Source organism: Methylobacterium sp. Leaf100 (assembly GCF_001422845.1).
Taxonomy (GTDB): domain Bacteria; phylum Pseudomonadota; class Alphaproteobacteria; order Rhizobiales; family Beijerinckiaceae; genus Methylobacterium.
In genome coordinates, this window is sequence record NZ_LMMW01000019.1 from 13,516 (window position 1) to 29,655 (window position 16,140).

18 protein-coding genes are annotated in these 16,140 nt (G+C 69.6%); 5 read left to right on the top strand and 13 right to left on the bottom strand.

Translation table 11 applies throughout. The annotated features are described in order from the left end of the window. Positions 1-64: 64 nt before the first annotated feature. Complete coding sequence (fabA, locus tag ASF25_RS12280) at positions 65-631, bottom strand: 3-hydroxyacyl-[acyl-carrier-protein] dehydratase FabA (protein ID WP_056170607.1); 567 nt, start codon at positions 629-631, stop codon at positions 65-67. A 334-nt stretch (positions 632-965) separates the two neighbouring features. Between fabA and irr the strand changes: the two genes are divergently transcribed. Beyond that, positions 966-1,472 carry a Fur family transcriptional regulator Irr gene (gene irr, locus ASF25_RS12285; RefSeq protein ID WP_056304933.1) on the top strand — a complete coding sequence of 169 codons (507 nt, stop codon included), beginning with the start codon at positions 966-968 and terminating at the stop codon, positions 1,470-1,472. Positions 1,473-1,557: 85 nt separating this feature from the next. Here the strand turns inward: irr and ASF25_RS12290 are convergent, their stop codons facing one another. Next, positions 1,558-2,172, bottom strand: coding sequence for an SH3 domain-containing protein (locus ASF25_RS12290; RefSeq protein ID WP_056304916.1), 615 nt, complete (start codon positions 2,170-2,172; stop codon positions 1,558-1,560). Positions 2,173-2,463: 291 nt separating this feature from the next. Here ASF25_RS12290 and ASF25_RS12295 point away from each other — a divergent pair, with 291 nt between their 5' ends. Together ASF25_RS12295 and ASF25_RS12300 are read left to right on the top strand one after the other, a co-directional pair. Continuing rightward, positions 2,464-3,468, top strand: a complete 1,005-nt coding sequence (locus ASF25_RS12295; protein ID WP_056170601.1) for a D-glycerate dehydrogenase — start codon at positions 2,464-2,466, stop codon at positions 3,466-3,468. 213 nt (positions 3,469-3,681) lie between these two features. Next, complete coding sequence (locus ASF25_RS12300; protein ID WP_056170598.1) at positions 3,682-4,728, top strand: PAS domain S-box protein; 1,047 nt, start codon at positions 3,682-3,684, stop codon at positions 4,726-4,728. Positions 4,729-4,837: 109 nt separating this feature from the next. Here the strand turns inward: ASF25_RS12300 and ASF25_RS12305 are convergent, their stop codons facing one another. After that, positions 4,838-6,529 carry a flagellin gene (locus ASF25_RS12305; protein WP_056304918.1) on the bottom strand — a complete coding sequence of 564 codons (1,692 nt, stop codon included), beginning with the start codon at positions 6,527-6,529 and terminating at the stop codon, positions 4,838-4,840. Between the two features lie 247 nt (positions 6,530-6,776). On the opposite strand from ASF25_RS12305, the gene ASF25_RS12310 reads away from it, so the two are divergent. Beyond that, positions 6,777-7,190, top strand: coding sequence for a flagellar biosynthesis repressor FlbT (locus tag ASF25_RS12310; protein ID WP_056304921.1), 414 nt, complete (start codon positions 6,777-6,779; stop codon positions 7,188-7,190). Positions 7,191-7,214: 24 nt separating this feature from the next. Here the strand turns inward: ASF25_RS12310 and ASF25_RS12315 are convergent, their stop codons facing one another. The 6 genes from ASF25_RS12315 to ASF25_RS12340 form a co-directional block, all read right to left on the bottom strand. Next, a complete protein-coding gene (locus ASF25_RS12315) occupies positions 7,215-7,994 on the bottom strand; it encodes a molybdopterin-dependent oxidoreductase (RefSeq protein WP_056304923.1) in 780 nt (259 codons plus the stop codon). Further along, positions 7,991-8,632 (bottom strand): cytochrome b/b6 domain-containing protein, encoded by a 642-nt coding sequence (locus tag ASF25_RS12320; RefSeq protein WP_056304925.1) that lies wholly within the window; start codon positions 8,630-8,632, stop codon positions 7,991-7,993. The genes ASF25_RS12315 and ASF25_RS12320 overlap by 4 nt, the downstream gene beginning before the upstream one ends. Positions 8,633-8,722: 90 nt before the next feature. Continuing rightward, positions 8,723-9,322: a hypothetical protein gene (locus ASF25_RS12325; RefSeq protein WP_056170583.1), complete on the bottom strand. Its 600-nt coding sequence runs from the start codon at positions 9,320-9,322 to the stop codon at positions 8,723-8,725. A 102-nt stretch (positions 9,323-9,424) separates the two neighbouring features. Then, positions 9,425-10,033 (bottom strand): hypothetical protein, encoded by a 609-nt coding sequence (locus ASF25_RS12330; protein WP_056170580.1) that lies wholly within the window; start codon positions 10,031-10,033, stop codon positions 9,425-9,427. Positions 10,034-10,154: 121 nt separating this feature from the next. Next, the gene (locus ASF25_RS12335; protein ID WP_056170577.1) at positions 10,155-11,015 is read right to left on the bottom strand and encodes a universal stress protein; all 861 of its coding nucleotides are present in this window, start codon (positions 11,013-11,015) and stop codon (positions 10,155-10,157) included. Positions 11,016-11,065: 50 nt separating this feature from the next. Beyond that, the gene (locus ASF25_RS12340) at positions 11,066-12,175 is read right to left on the bottom strand and encodes an acyltransferase (RefSeq protein ID WP_056304935.1); all 1,110 of its coding nucleotides are present in this window, start codon (positions 12,173-12,175) and stop codon (positions 11,066-11,068) included. 188 nt (positions 12,176-12,363) lie between these two features. Between ASF25_RS12340 and ASF25_RS12345 the strand changes: the two genes are divergently transcribed. Next, entirely contained in the window at positions 12,364-13,059 is a 696-nt protein-coding gene (locus ASF25_RS12345) for a DUF4142 domain-containing protein (protein ID WP_056304937.1), read from the top strand. A gap of 286 nt (positions 13,060-13,345) precedes the next feature. Here ASF25_RS12345 and ASF25_RS12350 read toward each other — a convergent pair whose 3' ends face one another. From ASF25_RS12350 to ASF25_RS21930, 4 genes are all read right to left on the bottom strand, one after another. Further along, a complete protein-coding gene (locus ASF25_RS12350; RefSeq protein ID WP_056260858.1) occupies positions 13,346-14,041 on the bottom strand; it encodes a carbonic anhydrase in 696 nt (231 codons plus the stop codon). Between the two features lie 14 nt (positions 14,042-14,055). Continuing rightward, the gene (locus tag ASF25_RS12355; protein ID WP_056304927.1) at positions 14,056-14,604 is read right to left on the bottom strand and encodes an NUDIX domain-containing protein; all 549 of its coding nucleotides are present in this window, start codon (positions 14,602-14,604) and stop codon (positions 14,056-14,058) included. Positions 14,605-14,746: 142 nt separating this feature from the next. Further along, positions 14,747-15,526 carry a DUF429 domain-containing protein gene (locus ASF25_RS12360; protein WP_056304943.1) on the bottom strand — a complete coding sequence of 260 codons (780 nt, stop codon included), beginning with the start codon at positions 15,524-15,526 and terminating at the stop codon, positions 14,747-14,749. A gap of 69 nt (positions 15,527-15,595) precedes the next feature. Further along, the gene (locus ASF25_RS21930; RefSeq protein WP_244473003.1) at positions 15,596-16,015 is read right to left on the bottom strand and encodes a helix-turn-helix transcriptional regulator; all 420 of its coding nucleotides are present in this window, start codon (positions 16,013-16,015) and stop codon (positions 15,596-15,598) included. Between the last annotated feature and the right edge of the window lie 125 nt (positions 16,016-16,140).

Here is a 16,140-nt window from a genome sequence, read left to right on the forward strand (position 1 = left end):
CTTCGGTCGGCACCCTGTTGATGGTCAGTTAAGACGGGGCCGCCCCGATCTCAACGGGAAGGCGTCACGCGGCGGCCGAGCCCTGCGCCTGGAACAGGGCGACGCGCAGGTCCTTGGCCTCGTAGATCCGTGTGCCGTCGGCTTCGAGCCAGCCGTCGGCGATGCCGAGCACGAGCTTGCCGAGGCGCACCCGCTTGATGTCGATGCCGTAGACCACCTTGGTGACCGTGGGGAGCACCTGATCGGTGAACTTCACCTCGCCGACGCCGAGCGCACGGCCGCGTCCGGGGGCGCCGAGCCAGCCGAGGTGGAAGCCGACGAGCTGCCACAGGGCGTCGAGGCCGAGGCAGCCCGGCATCACCGGATCGTTCTTGAAGTGGCAGCCGAAGAACCAGAGGTCCGGCCGGATGTCGAATTCCGCCAGGACGTGGCCCTTGCCGTGGGCGCCGCCCTCGGAGCCGATGGAGACGATGCGGTCGAACATCAGCATCGGCGGCAGGGGCAGCTGGGCGTTGCCGGCTCCGAACAGCTCGCCGCGCCCGCAGGCCAGCAAGTCCTCGTAGGAGTACTGCGTCGCCCGGGCGGGGGCCGGGGTGCCGGTGGGGGCGGTGGGATCGGAGACGGAAGACATGATGAGGGGATCGGTCCTCGAGGATGGGGTGTCCGCCGGGCGCGACGCGCAGCCTCGCGAGGCCGGACCGGGCAGGAAGGCGGCGCTTCGTTAACACAGCGTCACAGCGCCTCAAAGGTGCGTGCGTCCCCCATGCGGATTTCGCCGGCCCGGGGCGATCCCGCGTGCAGCCGGGCTCGGGTCAGGCCGGCTCCGGGCTGCCCGGTGCCCGTCATGCGTCCACAGCTTGGCCGGCGCGGAGCGAACGCTGCGGCTTCGGGTTGCGGCGCTGACGCGGGTTCCGTATAAATGACTCTGCGAAGACCGAAGTTTGGGTGAAATGTCAGCCACCGCGATTCCCAACATGCTGCCGCTGCAGGCCATGCTGAACGCACGGACCTCCAATCCGTTGGGCGATGTCGCCGGACGGCGCGGCTGCCCGCTCTCCGACCTGCGCGATCGCCTGCGCCGGGCCGGCCTGCGACCGACCCGCCAGCGCCTGTCGCTCGGCTGGCTCCTGTTCGGGCGCGGCGACCGCCACCTCACGGCGGAAATGCTGTACGACGAGGCGATGCGCGCCAAGGTGCCGGTGTCGCTGGCGACCGTCTACAACACCCTGCACCAGTTTACCGAAGCCGGCCTCCTGCGCCAGCTCGCCCTCGACGGGTCGAAGGCTTACTTCGACACCAACCCGAGCGAGCACCACCACTTCTTCCTCGAGGACGAGGGTCAGGTTCTCGACATGCCCGATTGCGGCATCACCGTCGATTCGCTCCCCGACGCCCCCGAGGGCATGGAGATCGCCGGCGTCGAGGTGATCGTGCGCCTGCGCCGCCGCGGTCCGGTCGCCCGCAAGGCCTGATCGGCTTCAGGCATCTTTCCCGTTCACGAAAAAGGCCCGGTTCGCCGGGCCTTTTTCGTTGGCTGTCCGGAGGTCGTGGCTGGGCCTACTCCACCTTCTCGTACGGGTAGACCCCCCACAGCCGTTCCTGGCGGACGTAGCCGTCGACGTCGCCGCCCTTCTGGGGCAGGGCGACGACGACGCGGCACCACGCGCCGGTGCAGCTCTTCACGCTGCCGATGACGCCGGCCTGGAGGCGGGCCTGCTCGCCGGACGCATCGTCGGCGCGGGCGTAGAGGGGCGTCTCGGGCCTAGTCTCGCCTTTCGGGCTCGCTTTGGCCGCCGTGACGATGGAGGTGCGCCGCCCCGACAGCAGCGAATGCAACACCCAGCCCTCCGTGCCCTCGGAGTCGCGGATGCGGCGCCAGGTCTCGAATTCGGCGACGATCTCCACGGGCAGGCCGGCGCGCTGGAACACCCACAGGGTGCGGTGATCCTTCGACGGGCCTTCCCGCAGGTTCACCCGGTCGGTCTTGAGGCTGGCGTAGCGCGGCAGGGGCAGGCCGGTCTTCGAGCCGACGCCGGCGCCCGGCGTGGGCGGTGGCGGCGGTGCCGCGTTGGCGCTTCCGGCCGCGAGTGCGAACCCGAGGAGCAGGGCCGGGGCGAAAGCACGGGCAGGCGTGTTGGAAAGCGTTCTGAAAAGGGTCTCGGCAGGCGCCATCGTCCATGTCCTCGAACCGCGCGGACGGGGCCGGGCCGACGCCCCCGGCCGCCGTGGCGCGCATTGTGTTCCGTCGCCTCTCTGGTAGAGAGGCCGTCGGGGCTGGAGAGCGGGTTGCCGCCCATTCCAACCCCCGTCGCGTCTATCCGTCCGGATCGATACGTGGTTCTGGCCGATGCGTGGTTAACGCGCGGTAAGCCGCCACGCCGGTGCCGGGCCGGAACATGGGCGAGCCGACCCGACCGGACCCGAGCAGGGCGCGCCGGGGATCGCTCGCATCGAGGAGGGTGCATGCAGTCGCTCAAGCGCAAGCCGCTGGTCGTGATCACCCGGCGTCTCCCGGAGGTGGTGGAGACGCGCATGCGCGAACTCTTCGAGATCCGTCCAAACACCGACGACAAGCCCCTGAGCCACGAGGCCCTCGCGGCCGCCCTGCGCGAGGCCGACGTCCTCGTGCCGACGGTGACCGACGAGATCGATTCGGGGCTCCTCGCCCAGGCCGGCCCGAACCTGCGCCTCATCGCGAATTTCGGCAACGGCGTCGATCACATCGACGTGGCCGCCGCTCTGGAACGCGGCATCACCGTCACCAACACCCCCGGGGTGCTGACGGAGGACACCGCCGACATGACCATGGCGCTCATCCTGGCGGTGGCCCGGCGGGTCACCGAGGGCGCGCGCATCATTCCCGACGACGCCTGGGATTCGGGCTGGTCGCCGACGTGGATGCTGGGCCGGCGCATCACCGGCAAGCGCCTCGGCATCGTCGGCATGGGCCGCATCGGCCAGGCGCTGGCACGCCGCGCCAAGGCGTTCGGCCTGCAGATCCACTATCACAACCGTCGCCGGGTGCCGGGCACCATCGAGCGCGACCTCGACGCGACCTACTGGGAATCCCTCGACCAGATGCTGGCGCGCGTCGACATCGTGTCGGTGAACTGCCCGCACACGCCGGCGACCTACCACCTCCTGTCGGCCCGCCGCCTCAAGCTGCTCAAGCCCGAGGCCATCGTGGTCAACACCGCCCGCGGCGAGGTGATCGACGAATCGGCCCTGGCCCGCCTCATCGAGGCCGGCGACGTCTCGGGGGCCGGCCTCGACGTGTTCGAGCAGGAGCCCGCCGTCAGCCCCCGCCTCGTCAAGCTCGCGCGCGCCGGCAAGGTGGTGCTGCTGCCGCACATGGGTTCGGCCACCCACGAGAGCCGCACCGACATGGGCGAGAAGGTGATCATCAACATCAAGATCTTCATGGACGGCCACCGCCCGCCGGACCGCATCCTGCCCAGCATGCTCTGAGGCCCCCGGGGCCGGACCTGCCGTTCGGCGCTTCTCTTGCAAGGGCCTCTCTTGCAAGGGCCTCTCTTGCACGGGCATCTGCAGGGGCTTTCCCGTGTTCGACGGGGACAACCGCCGAACCCGCAGGGCGAATCGGAACGGGGCGGGGGACGGCACGTTGACCGGCGTCTGGCGCGTGGTGGGGCCAGTGTGAAACGGTAGATCGGGACGAACATGGCCGCGGACACCCCGTTGAGCGAGGCAGGGCCGGGCCACGCGGTGGCGGGCGACCCTTTCGGACGCTTCGCGGATTTCGTGCCTCTGATGATGTGGCGCACGGACACGCGGGGCCACGCCGTCCACCACAACGAATCCTGGCTCGCCTTCACCGGCCGTGACGCGGCCGAGGAGCGGGGCCGGGGCTGGCGCCGCGGCCTCCATCCGGACGACGAGGCCGCCCACGCGTCGGTGTTCGAGACGGCGCTCGCCGCCCGGGACCCGTTCACGGTGGAGTTTCGCCTGCGCCGCCACGACGGCGCCTATCGCTGGCTCCTCGACACCGGCCGCCCGCTCCACCGCGACGGGGCGTTCGAGGGCTACATCGGTACGAGCTTCGACATCACCGAGCGCAAGGAGGCGCGGGAGCATTCCGAGCGCGCCCTCGTGGAGAAGGAGGCGCTCCTCGCGGAGGTCTACCACCGCGTGCGCAACAATCTGCAGGTGATGGTGAGCCTCATCGGCCTCTACGGACGGGCGGCGCCGCCCCCCTGCCGCGGCAGCTTCGAGGCCCTGGGCCAGCGGGTGCGGGCCATCGCCCTGGTGCAGCAGCACCTGCACGAGGCGCCCCACATCGCCTCCATTGACCTGCGCGACTATCTCCACCGCCTCGCCTCCGGCCTTGGCCAGCTGCGGCGCGCCGGGCGCATCGGCGTCACCATCGGCGGAACCGGCACCAGCCTCGTCGAGCCGCGCACTGCGAACGCCCTCGGGATGATCGTCGCCGAGGTGGTGTCGGAGTGCCTCGACACCACGTCCGAATCCGTCGCCTGCGCCATCAGCCTCGTCATCGACGCGCCGGTGGGCGGGCCGGTGCGGTTGACCATCGTCTCCGGCAGCAACGCCGAGGGAGCACCCTCGGGCAAGGTCGAGGTGCCGAACCTCGGCCCCCGCCTCATCGCCGCCTACGCCGCCCAGGCCGAGATCGCCGCGCGCGGCCTCGGCACCCGGGACGACCCGCTCCACCTCCAACTGCCCGAGGTGCTGGTGTCGCCGGTGGAGTAGGCGGACTTTTCCGTCGACGCCGGTCCTCGAACGCGAAAAGGCCGGGGCGCACCGCCCCGGCCTTTCGTCGTCGTCCGGACCGCCGGCCCGAAGGCCGGTGGCGTTTGGCTTAGCGGAGCAGCTGCAGGATGCCCTGCTGGGCCGTGTTGGCGAGCGAGAGCGCCGAGATGCCGATGGACTGGCGGGTCGACAGGGCCTGGGAGTTGGCGGCTTCCTCGTTGAGGTCCGCGTTCGTCAGGTTGGCCGAGCCGGTGTCGAGGATGTTGATCAGCTGCTTCGAGAAGTCCTGACGGTTCTGCACGACGGTGAGGTTCGAGCCGAAGGTCGAGGACTGGGTGCGGAGCGCGGCCGAAGCGTTCGTCAGCTGGGTGAGGGACGCCTTGATGTCGTCGTCGCTGGCAAACCCGCCGGAGACGCTCTGCAGTCCGAGGCCCGTCGCGTCGAACTTGACGCCCTTGATGTCCAGGGAGCTCGTGTCCTTCTCGTTGAACGACAGGTGCAGGGTGTTCTCCTTCGCGTCCGAACCGGCGCGATAGAGCAGGTTGACGCCGTTGTAGCTCGAGTCCTGCGCCTGCTGGGTGATCTGAGTCAGGAGTTCGTTGAACTGCTGCGCCAGGGCGGTACGGGCATTGGTTCCGTTCGCCGAGGTCGAGCCGGTGCCGGATGCGGTCACGCCCGTGCTCGGCGCTGAACTGGTTCCGGTTCCGAACCCGATATCGGTTGTGCCGATGGACTTCACCGTCACCTTCTGCTCGGGACCGCTGTCCGTCGACCGGATCGTCAGCTGGTTGTTGGTCACGCTTGCGGTCAGCTTACCCTTGAGGCCCACATCGGCAGCAATCTGGTCGTTGATCTGGGTGACCAACTGCGCGCCGGTCTGTCCGGTGCCGGTGAAGGTCAGGGTCTTGGCCGGGCTGTTGCCGAGCTGCACCGTGATACCCGAAGTGGCACCGGCGACACCGGCGCCGCCCAATGCAGCCACCGCCGTGCCGGTCGCGCGCGCCTTCGTGGAGCCGTCGGTCGGATCGACACCCGTGGCGACGGTCGCGGCGCTGGCGGTGGTGCCAAAGCCGATGTCGGTATCGCCGGGGACGGCACCCGTGGTGATCGTCACCTTCGAATCGCTGCCCGTCGCGGTCGAGGTGAAGTTCAGGCGACCGTCCGTCGTCAGCGACGCCTGAACCTGGGCGCCATTGCCACCGGCTGCGGTCAGCTGGCTGTTGATCTGCGTCAGGATCTCGCCGGCGCTGACCTTGGTCAGGTCGCTGACCGTATTGCCGAAATTCGCAGCGTTGAGGGTGATGGTGGTCTCAGCATTCGTTCCGTCCTTGACGACGAAGACCGAGGAATGGGAGCCGGAGAAGTTGTGCGTGCCGTCTGCTGCGGCACCGGTGCCGCCGCCGGCGCCGGCTGCAGCCGTCGCGGTGGAGGATGTCAGGGAAGCCGCTGCGGTCGCGACGGCGCTGGTCGCGCTGGCGCCGGTTGCGGTCGACTTGGTGGAAAGGGCCTGACTGGCGGTGGATTTTGCCGAGTCGACAAGCTTCTGGATCGAGGTGATGCCCTGGTTGGCGGCTTGGATCGTCTGGACGCCGTTCGAGATGCTGTCGAGGAGGCCGCCGAGATCCGACGAGCGGTTGGTCAGCGCCTGGGACGTGAAGAAGCTGACGGGGCTGTCGAGGGCCGAGTTGACCTTCTTGCCCGTCGAGAGTCGGTTCTGGGTGCTGGACAGGAGGTCCGCGGTGCCCTGCAGCGAAAGCAGGTTCTGGCGGGTCGCGGCGGTGAGGGTGACGCCTGAAGACATTGGTTTCGATCCATTCTGATCGGTGCGTCTCCGTTTTTGGAGACAGCGCCACAGAACCACGCCCCCCTTGCGATCCTGTTAAATGTTGTGATGAACACGGCGTGACGTGGGTCGGTCGAATGCCATGGAGCTGGACGAATCCGTCGATCCATCAGAGGTTTAGCCGGATCGGCTTCTCGGCGTCTTCAGGCTTTGTTAACCATGATCGCCGAGGAAGGAGGCGAGACCCTGCCGCCCGTGAGACGCCATGCCCCTCAAGATCGAACTGAAACCGTTCGAGCGCCTGCTGATCGGCGGCACGGCGATCCGCAACGGATCGCGGCGCTCCTCCTTCGTCATCGAGACGGTGACGAACTTCCTGCGCGAGAGCGACATCATCCTGGAGAGCGAGGCCGACACGGCCTGCAAGCGCCTCTACCTCACCTTGACGGTGCTGTACCTCGCCGAGCCGACGCCGGAAGCCGAGGACATCTTCGTGCGGCAGGCCAACGCCCTGCTAGAAGCGGTGCCGACGACGGCGCCGTACATCCGCGACATCCACGAGTTCGTGGCGGCCCGCGAACTCTATCGCGCGCTCAAGCGCTGCAAGGACCTCATCCAGTACGAGCAGTCGCTCAGCGACCGCCTCGCCCCGCCGCCCGCGACCGGCGGGACGACGTGACGGGAATCCGCTCGTACGCTCGGCTCAGATCCCACTGAACCAATTGTAGCCCTGGTCCTCCCAGTACCCGCCCGGATAATCGTTGGTGACGAACACGCTTGCGATGTATTTCGGGCTCTTGAACCCGAGCTTGGTCGGCACGCGCACCCGCAACGGGTAGCCGTATTCGGTGCTCAGTTCCTTGCCGGCGAAGTCGAGGGCCAGGACGGTCTGGGGGTGCAGCGCGCTCGGCATGTCGAGGCTGCCGTAATAGCGGTCGGCGCATTTGAAGCCGACGTATTTCGCCGTCAGATCGGCGCCGATCCGTTCGAGGAACACCTTGAGGGGCACGCCGCTCCATTGGCCGATCTGGCTCCAGCCCTCGATGCAGACGTGGCGGGTGATCTGGCTCTCCTGCGGCAGGGCGCGGAGCTTTTCGAGGGTCCAGGGCGACTTGTCGGCGACGAGGCCGGTGACCTTGAGCTTCCAGTCGGCGCCCTCGACCTCTGGGATGTTGTCCGGCGGGTAGTAGGCGTTGAACCGGAACGGCGTGTCGATCATCGCGGCCGGGTAGGTCGGCGCGAGTTTATTGGGGTCGAACAGCCAGCCCTGGACCCGGTCGTTGAACTTCGACATGGCCCACAGCACACGGTCGGCGGCGTTGCCGTTGGAGCCCGTGGAGAGGTCGCAGCCCGTGAGCAGCGTGAGGGCGCCGAGCGACAGGCCCGAGCGCAGGAGTGCCCGGCGCTCCAGCTTCACCAGCTCGGGCTGCAGGTCGGCGCGCAGGGCCTTGAGGCGGGCGGTGGTTTCGGGATCGCGGGTCATGCTTGCGTCTCCGAAGGGGTCACGCGGGCGCGACCGGTGATCATCGCCCGGAGGGTGCTGGGCACCACCAGCACCAGGGCGAGGTGCAGGACGATGAAGCCGACGAGGCCCGCCATGGCGCAAAAATGCACCCGGCGCGCCCATTCGTAGCCACCGAACAGGGCGGCCAGCCCCTGGAACTGCACCGGCTTCCACAGGGCGAGGCCCGAGGCGAGGAGGAGGGCGCCCAGCAGGAACGCCACCGCGTAGGCGAGGCGCTGCACGGCGTTGTACTGCCCGAGACGGTGGGCGAGGCGGAAGGTCAGCGCGGCCTTCGCGTCGCGCCACACGGCGCGGGGGCTCAAGGGTAGAAACGTCCGAGCGACGTGCCGGCTCGCCAGCCCGTAGGCGACGTAGACGAGGCCGTTCAGGGCGAACAGCCACATGGCGGCGAAGTGCCAGGCGATGGCCCCGCCGAGCCAGCCCCCCAGGGTCGCCCATTTCGGGAAGGCGAAGGGGAAGAGCGGCGACGCATTGTAGATCGCCCAGCCGCTGAACAGCATGCAGAACACCGCCACCGCGTTGATCCAGTGGGTGAGGCGCACCACCAGGGGGTGGATCACCACGACGCGGGCGGGGGGCTCAGGAACCAGGGTCATCGGGGGCTCGGTCGACAGGACAGGCCGCGCTCGGTGACGCGGAGCGCAGGTCCCTCCCCCCTTTGCGGGGGAGGGCTCTACCTTGGTGCCTCACATGGACGGCACGGTGCCGTTGCGGCCGACGATGAGGATCGGGGCCGTGAGGGTGCCGTCTGCGCCCTTCTTGGTGAAGGCGACGAGCTTGGAGCCGGGCACCAGGATGCTCTTCTCGCCGGGGTCGACGAGGGTCACGGGCACGTCTTCCGGCACCGTCACCTTTTTCTCGCCGCCCTGGTACTTGACCAGGAGAGTGCGCCCCTCGGTGCCCGAGAGGGTGCCCACCGCGCCGTTGGTCATGGTGGAGTTCGAGCCGAGATCCCACGGGTAGTGGCCGTCGGCTGTGCCGCGCAGGGAGGAGGCGAACACCGTCACCTGCAGGGCCTTCTGCGTGCCGTCGGGCTGCGGGATCGCGGCGGTGCCGATGTAGCTTTCCGACTTGATGTCGGCGAGCTGGCCCGTGGTGGCGGCGAGGATCTTGGTGTCGTTCGCGAAGGTCACGGTGATCGAGTCGCCCGTGCGCGGCTTGATGGTGAGGGTCGATCCGTCGACCTTCTCCAGGGTGCCGCGGTAGCGCACGATGTCGTCGGCGCGCGCGGTGGTGGCGGCCATCGTCAGGGTCAGGGCGAGGCCGGTCAGCAGGCTCTTCATCATGGCGTGTCTCTCCTGTTGTGGTTCTTCTTCACGTCCGGGCGCGCCACCGGCGCGCCCGCCTTCGATCCGACCTCACGTCGATCCGACCTCACATGGGCGGACTCACATGGGCGGAACGGTGCCGTTCTGGCCCACCACCATGCGGTCGGCGACCGCCGTGCCGGAGGCATCGGCGCGGGTGAAGGCGACGACGCGGGCGCCCGGCTTGATCAGGCCGGCATCGGCGGGGGCCAGGGCCACCACGGGCACGTCGTCCGGCACGGTGATGACCTTCTGTCCGCCCGCATACGTCACCGTGATGGTGCGGTTGGTCGTCCCCGTCACGGCGCCGACTGCGCCGTTGGTCATGGTGTTCTCCTTCTCGAGATCCCACGGGTAGTGGCCGTCGCCGGTGCCGCGCATGCTGGGCGCGAACACCGCGACCTCGAGGGCCTTCAGGGTGCCGTCGGCCTGGGGCGTCGCGGCGGTGCCGACATAGCTGTCGGGCAGGATGTCGGCGATCTTGGCCGCACTCGCACCCGCGACCCGGACGCCGTCGCCGAGGCGGACCAGAATGGCGTCGCCGACGCGCGGCTTGATGGTGATGGCATTGTCCGTCACCGACGCGATGGTGCCGCGGATGCGCACCACCGGCGCTTCCGCCCGGGCCGGGAGGCTCAGGGCGAGGCCCGTGGTGGCGAGGAGTACGGCGGTACGGACGGTTCTGATCATGTGGAGCCTTTCCCATCGACCGGTGGCCGATTCCGGCCGCGACCCTGCCCCGCCTCCGGATCGTGCGCAAGTCAATTGCGCGCGATATGGATACGCTTGGCCGGCGCGGGCTCCGGCCCCGTCAATGCGCCATCAGCATCGGGATGCCCGCATGGGTCAGCAGGTGGCTCGTCGGGCCGCCGAAGATCATCTGGCGCAGGCGGCTCTGGGTGTAGGCGCCCTTGATGAGGAGGTCGCAACCGAAGGTTTCGGCTTCTGCGAGGAACACCTCGCCGGGCGTGCGCCGCCCAGCCGAATGGGCGCGGTGATCGGCGTCGATGCCCTCGCAGGCGAGCGCACGGGCGAGCTCCTCGGCGGTCGGCCCCGGCACGGTGCCACCCTCGACGCTGATCACCCGGATGCGCTGCGCCTGGCGCAGGAACGGCATGGCGAAGGCCACGGCGCGCGCCGTCTCGGTGGAGCCGTTCCAGGCGATGAGGATGGCGTCGCCGAGGGTCGCGGGGGCGATGGGGGGCGCGAGGAGGATCGGCCGCCCGCTCTCGAACAGGGCGGTCTCGAAGGTGGTCATGCGCGGCGCGCCGTCGTCGGTGCCGGGGCGCCCGACCACGGTGGCGGTGAACAGCCGCGCGTACTGGCCGAGGAACGCGTCGCCCGCCGGAACGTCCGGGCGCCAGCGGTAGCGCGGGCCCGCCGCGCCGATGCCGGCCGGGGTGCAGGGCCCGTCGGCCATGAGCGGCACGCCGGCCTGCTGCATGAAGGTGACGAAGCGCCCGCCCGCGGCCTCGGCCTCGGCCTTGTCGGCCTCCTCGTCGCGCAGCCAGGTCATGCCGCCGACCATGTCGACGGGGACGTATTCGGCGAGCGCCGGGCGCAGGGACACGCCCTCGACGAGGCTGCCGAAGCGACGGGCGGCGAGGATCGCCGTCTCGAACACCGAGGGCAGGCTGTCGTGCAGGGCGACGGGAACCAGGAGCGTCTTCATGGCGGCGGGGCCTTCGCAGCGGGGTCTTCGATGGCGCGAGACACCGGAGGCTAATGCGATTTGGGCGTGCGGCAAACTCCGCCCGGCGGGCCGTCACACGGTTTTTGAACGGTTCCGGCACCGGCCCCGGGGTCGAGCCGGTGCCGGACGGCCCGGGTCATGGGCCTCTCCACGAAGCGGGCGACCACCAGGGACGCGGCCACCGACAGGGCGAGCATGAGGCCGAGCGCCCCCCACGGGCCGACGAGTGCCGCGAGACCCAGCCGCGTGATCGCCTCGCGGGTGGCGCGCAGGACGAAGGGATGGATCAGGTAGAGGGCGTAGGACGCATCCCCCAGGGCGACGAGCGCCGGACCGAGCCGCGTCCCGCGCCCCGGCGGCGGCTCGCGCCCGAGGGCGGCGGCGGCCACCAGCAGGAGCGCCGGCCCGCCATAGGCGAGGGGCCGCAGGGCCTCGCCGGGCTCGCCCGCGACGGCGAGGCCGGCGAGGCCGGTGGCGGCGAGCGCCAGCCGGGCGGCATCGGGCAAACGCAGGCCGTGCGCGCGGGCGAGGCCGAGGCCGGCGCCGAGGGCGAATTCGAGGACGATGGGGCTGCCCCAGAACGCGAGCGGCGTCGGCGGTTCGGGCACCAGGCGGCCGAGGGCGACGAGGCCGGCGAGGGCGAGGCCGAGCCACAGCACCGCCCGGCCCCGGCCCCAGCCGAGGCCGACGGCGAAGACCGCGTAGAAGAACATCTCGCAGTTCAGGGTCCAGCCGAGGCCGTACAGGGGCTGGGGAATGCCGTCCGGGCGCAGGGCCGGCCAGAACAGGAACGAGGCGGCGACGTAGCCGGGCGCGGGGGGATCCGCGCCGTTGAGGAGCGCCGGCACGGTGAGGACGAGGGCGAGGTAGAGGGCCGTCACCAGCCAGTACAGCGGCACCAGCCGGGCGATCCGGTGGGCGAGAAAGCGCGCCCGTCCCCCCGGGCGCCCGTAGAGGGGGGCGCTCGCGTGGACGATGATGAAGCCCGAGATCACGAAGAACACGTCGACGCCCGCCGACCACGCCAGCCCGGTGCTGGGGCCGAAGGGAAGCCCGGCGCGCAGGGCCAGGGCCGCCGCCTCGACCTGCCCGTGATGGACCACGACGAGGAGGGCCGCGAAGGCGCGCAGGCCCTGGATCGCGCCAAGCTTCACGCGGGTCTATTCCAAGGATCGCACCCGATACGATCGTCATGCCGCGAAGATAGCCTGGAACGGATCAGGTCTTCCCCCGTTGTCCCGCCGAAGGCGACAGTCACGGACCTGTGCGGGCACAAGTGCCTCTGGGTCCGTTCTTGTATGTCGCTGCAGCCATATTGAGGATGATCATGATCAACAAGTCGATTGCCCTGGGTGTCCTGGTGACGGCCCTCGCGACCCCCGCCTTCGCACAGGACATGGGCGATTTCCGCCTCGCCGCGATGCAGTCCAACGCCTTCGAGGTGCAGTCGAGCCAGATCGCCCTGTCGAAGAGCCGCAATCCGCAGGTCGTCCGCTTCGCCAAGGAGGCCGTGCGCGATCACCGCGCCGCCAACGTCGCCCTGGCGGGCGGTGAAGCCAACGTGATGGCTCGCAACGATGGCCTCGGCGGTCTCGTGACCGCCCCGCTCGCCATCGCGGGCGGCGCCGTCGGCGCGGCCACGGGTGCGGCGACGGGTGTCGTCGGCGGAACCCTCGCGGGTGGTCCGGTGGGCGGCCTCGAGGGCCTCGGCGCGGGCGCCCGTCGCGGTGCCGCGACCGGCGCGATGGTGGGCGATGTCGACACCACTGCCGGCACCACCCTGGTCCAGCCGAACCCGCAGCAGCAGGCGATGCTCGCCGAGCTGTCGCAGACCCCGGCCGGTCCGCGCTTCGACCGCCTCTACGGCTCGATGCAGGTGAAGTCGCACGGGATGGCTCTCGGGATGTACCAGTCCTACGCCTCCAACGGCCCGAACCCGGCCCTGCGCGCCCACGCCCAGCAGGCCCTGCCGGTGCTGGAGCACCATTACCAGGAGGCCCGCCGCCTGCCCGGCGCGCGCTGAGCCGCACGGTCCCCCGGGCGGAACGCCCGGGGAATACACGAAAAAGGGATGCCGCGCGAAAGTCCGGCATCCCTTTTTCGTGGCTGATCGACGGCCTTTCCCGAGGACAGCGCTTTTCCTGTTCGGCGCGGCGACGGTGGTCACCCGGTTCGGCGCAGTTCCGCGATCCCCCGGGCGGGATGCTGTCATGAGAATAGGGTGACTCGGCGGCCCTTCGAATGCGAAGGCCACGCGAGCCACCCTTCCACATCGTGCATCCCCGATTGCGTCGGGTGAGGCGTGCGTCCTACGCCTCCTGGCAGTTGATCAGCGCGGTCTGGCTAATGGATTTGCCGGCCATGTCGACGGCGGGCCGGAAGTCGCCGGTCTCGGGATCGCGCACGAGGAGTTCGCCGCGCTCGATGCCGAAGTGGGCGCCGTGCAGTGTCAGCGTGCCGGCCTCGACGCGTTCGCGGACGAACGGGAAGGTCATGAGGTTCTTCAGGCTCTCGCCGACCATCGCGTATTCGAGGCGTGTGAGGTAGTCCGGCCCGTTCTGGTCCTCGACGTTCTCGGCGGCCGACTTCACGAGGGACACCCATTTGCCGATGAAGTCGCCGTCCGACAGGGGGTTCGACGGGCTGGCGAAGGCCTTGATGCCGCCGCAGGTGGCGTGACCCATCACGACGATGTGCTTCACTTCCAGGCCCTGCACGGCGAACTCGATGGCCGCCGACGTGCCGTGGAACTCGCCGCCCTGCTCCTCGCAGGGGGGCACGAGGTTGGCGACGTTGCGGATCACGAACAGTTCACCCGGACCCGCGTCGAAGATCACCTCGGGTGAGACGCGGCTGTCGCAGCAACCGATGAGGAGGACTTCGGGGGATTGCGACTTGGCGAGGCCGGAATAGCGCTTGGCCTCGTCGGGAAGGCGGCGTTCGACGAAGGACTGGTAGCCTTCCTTGAGCTTCTCGGGGAACGTACCGGTGCGGGGGGTGGTCATCTCGGATCGGCCTTTCATCGGGTGCCGTGCCAGTTCAGGGCCACGGGCGTTGCGGGAAGGGTGCCACCCAGGACGGCGCGCGCGACGCGTGCCAGCCCGGCGGGTTCGATGCGCTCGGACGTCGCGTCGAGTTCGTCGAGGGTCCACCAGCGCGTGCCGAGGACGGGGTTGTACTCCGTCTCGGCGAGGCGCCGGGTGTCGATACGGTCGTCGGGCAGCCGCACCACGAAGTAGCGCTCGCGGGCATCGCGCGACGTCCGGAACAGGTGGAAGGGCCCGTCGCAGCCTGCGACCTGCGGACCGATGGGCGCATCGGCAACGCCGATCTCCTCTTCGAGTTCACGCCGGCAGGCCTCGACATGGGATTCGCCCGGCTCCAGTCCGCCCCCCGGCATGAACCAGAAGGTGCGGTTGTCGGGATTCGCCGGATCGATGGGCCGGACGGACTCGTAGGCGATGAGGAGCAGGCGCCCGGCCGGATCGAACACGAGGGCGCGGGCGACCTCGCGAACCGGCGGGTGCACGGTGTCGGGTGCGCTGGGCGCGGAGGTCGGTGCTGTCATCGGGTCATTCCGAAGTATTGTGCGGCATCCCAGCATCGAGAAAAATATTTTAATCCGTCGGACAAGGATATTTTCTTCGATCGCGTCGGCTTTCACCTGTCAGGACCGTCATTTAGCGTGAAATGGCCGGCACGCTAGTGTTTTACGACACGTCGCCGGGCGCCCAGATCACGATGGGGAGATCGAAGCCATCGCGCCCCGGCGGATCGGGCATCGGTACGGCGCGGCCACGCGCGAGGTCGCGGGCCACCACCAGGGCCGCGAGGGCGTCGAGGTGGTCGTCGGCGCCGATGCCGGCGGGGCGCGCCGCGACCAGGGCCTCGGGCAGCCCGGCGCCGAGAAGCAGCGCCCGACGCGCGGCCTGCCCGTCCGGCGTCTTCTTCGAAGCCGCAAGGGCCCGGTCCCGGTTGAGGCGCCGGAACGCGACCTCGGGATGGACCTCGTGCAGGCGGTCGCACAGATCGGGCCGCGCTCGGAGCAGGCCATCGACCTCCCGCACACTCCGAAAGATGTTCCAGCCCTGGATCGAGGGGGCGAAGGGCGGGTCGCTGCCCGCCCGCGACAGGGCCTTGGCGGTCTCGTAATCGGGCGCATGGACGGCCGCGCGCGGCGGCATCGGAAACACGCTCGCCCGCCCCTGGCCCAGATAGGCCCGCGCCGCCCGATCGGCGACGCGCCCGCCATCCGTGATCCGGTCGGGCAGGCCGATGGGGATGTCGATGCCGACGAAGGCCGGCGCCTCGGGGGCGTCGACGAGATCGGCCACGGTTGCGAACCGGGCGGCGCGATGGCATCCGTCGGCAAGGTTGAGCAGCACCCCGGCCCAGGCGCCGCGACACCCGTCGAGGCCGGCGATCCAGGGGGAGGGCGCAGGCGGCGTGCGAGTCTCCGACGCGTCGGGCTCGGTCGGGCTGCAAGGCATCTCGGTGGTGATCGAACGCGAACGAGAGGAGTGCATGTCGCCGATCCGCCTTCCCCTCGACCGTGTCATTCAAAGGCTTTTGGCCGGTCCCCGAAGACGGACATCGCGACGCCATTGACTTGGCGTCATGCCTGTCCATTCCAGAAATGCACGCGTGAAATGCGAGCCGTCCGTATAGCCGAGTTCACAGGCTATTCGTCCAATGGGGAGCGCCGGTTCAGCGAGCAGAGTCTTGGCACGGCGGGCCATGATGCGTTGTTGAATGTCGGCATAGCGTGTCCCGGCATCGTCCAAACGACGCTGCAGGGAACGGCGGGAAAGGCCGAGGCGGCGCGCGATCCCGTCGATGGAAGGGCGCGCTTCGTCCAAGCCAAGTTCGATCAAGTGTGCGACGCAAGCCGCCAGGTCATCGCCGATCGGCTCGTCCTCGCCCGTCGCCGGAACGCCGGGATCGTGACGCTTCGGGTTCGGCGCGTCCAGGTGGTCCAAGGAAAAGATCAGACCGGCCCGAGCCCCTAGAGGCTGTTATGGACCTATGACGGCTGGATTCCAGATGAAGGGGCATGACCTCTTCACGCAAAGCCTACCCGTCCGACGTCTCCGATGACGAATGG

Excerpts from the sequence above, each read along its gene's own strand:
- ASF25_RS12305 (WP_056304918.1), bottom strand. The coding sequence starts at position 6,529 with ATGTCTTCAGGCGTCACCCTCACCGCCGCGACCCGCCAGAACCTGCTT.
- ASF25_RS12360 (WP_056304943.1), bottom strand. The coding sequence starts at position 15,526 with ATGCCTTGCAGCCCGACCGAGCCCGACGCGTCGGAGACTCGCACGCCG.
- ASF25_RS12300 (WP_056170598.1), top strand. The coding sequence starts at position 3,682 with ATGGCCGCGGACACCCCGTTGAGCGAGGCAGGGCCGGGCCACGCGGTG.
- ASF25_RS12310 (WP_056304921.1), top strand. The coding sequence starts at position 6,777 with ATGCCCCTCAAGATCGAACTGAAACCGTTCGAGCGCCTGCTGATCGGC.
- ASF25_RS12320 (WP_056304925.1), bottom strand. The coding sequence starts at position 8,632 with ATGACCCTGGTTCCTGAGCCCCCCGCCCGCGTCGTGGTGATCCACCCC.
- ASF25_RS12295 (WP_056170601.1), top strand. The coding sequence starts at position 2,464 with ATGCAGTCGCTCAAGCGCAAGCCGCTGGTCGTGATCACCCGGCGTCTC.
- ASF25_RS12335 (WP_056170577.1), bottom strand. The coding sequence starts at position 11,015 with ATGAAGACGCTCCTGGTTCCCGTCGCCCTGCACGACAGCCTGCCCTCG.
- fabA (WP_056170607.1), bottom strand. The coding sequence starts at position 631 with ATGTCTTCCGTCTCCGATCCCACCGCCCCCACCGGCACCCCGGCCCCC.
- ASF25_RS12290 (WP_056304916.1), bottom strand. The coding sequence starts at position 2,172 with ATGGCGCCTGCCGAGACCCTTTTCAGAACGCTTTCCAACACGCCTGCC.
- ASF25_RS12355 (WP_056304927.1), bottom strand. The coding sequence starts at position 14,604 with ATGACAGCACCGACCTCCGCGCCCAGCGCACCCGACACCGTGCACCCG.
- ASF25_RS12325 (WP_056170583.1), bottom strand. The coding sequence starts at position 9,322 with ATGATGAAGAGCCTGCTGACCGGCCTCGCCCTGACCCTGACGATGGCC.
- ASF25_RS12350 (WP_056260858.1), bottom strand. The coding sequence starts at position 14,041 with ATGACCACCCCCCGCACCGGTACGTTCCCCGAGAAGCTCAAGGAAGGC.
- ASF25_RS12330 (WP_056170580.1), bottom strand. The coding sequence starts at position 10,033 with ATGATCAGAACCGTCCGTACCGCCGTACTCCTCGCCACCACGGGCCTC.
- ASF25_RS12315 (WP_056304923.1), bottom strand. The coding sequence starts at position 7,994 with ATGACCCGCGATCCCGAAACCACCGCCCGCCTCAAGGCCCTGCGCGCC.
- ASF25_RS12345 (WP_056304937.1), top strand. The coding sequence starts at position 12,364 with ATGATCAACAAGTCGATTGCCCTGGGTGTCCTGGTGACGGCCCTCGCG.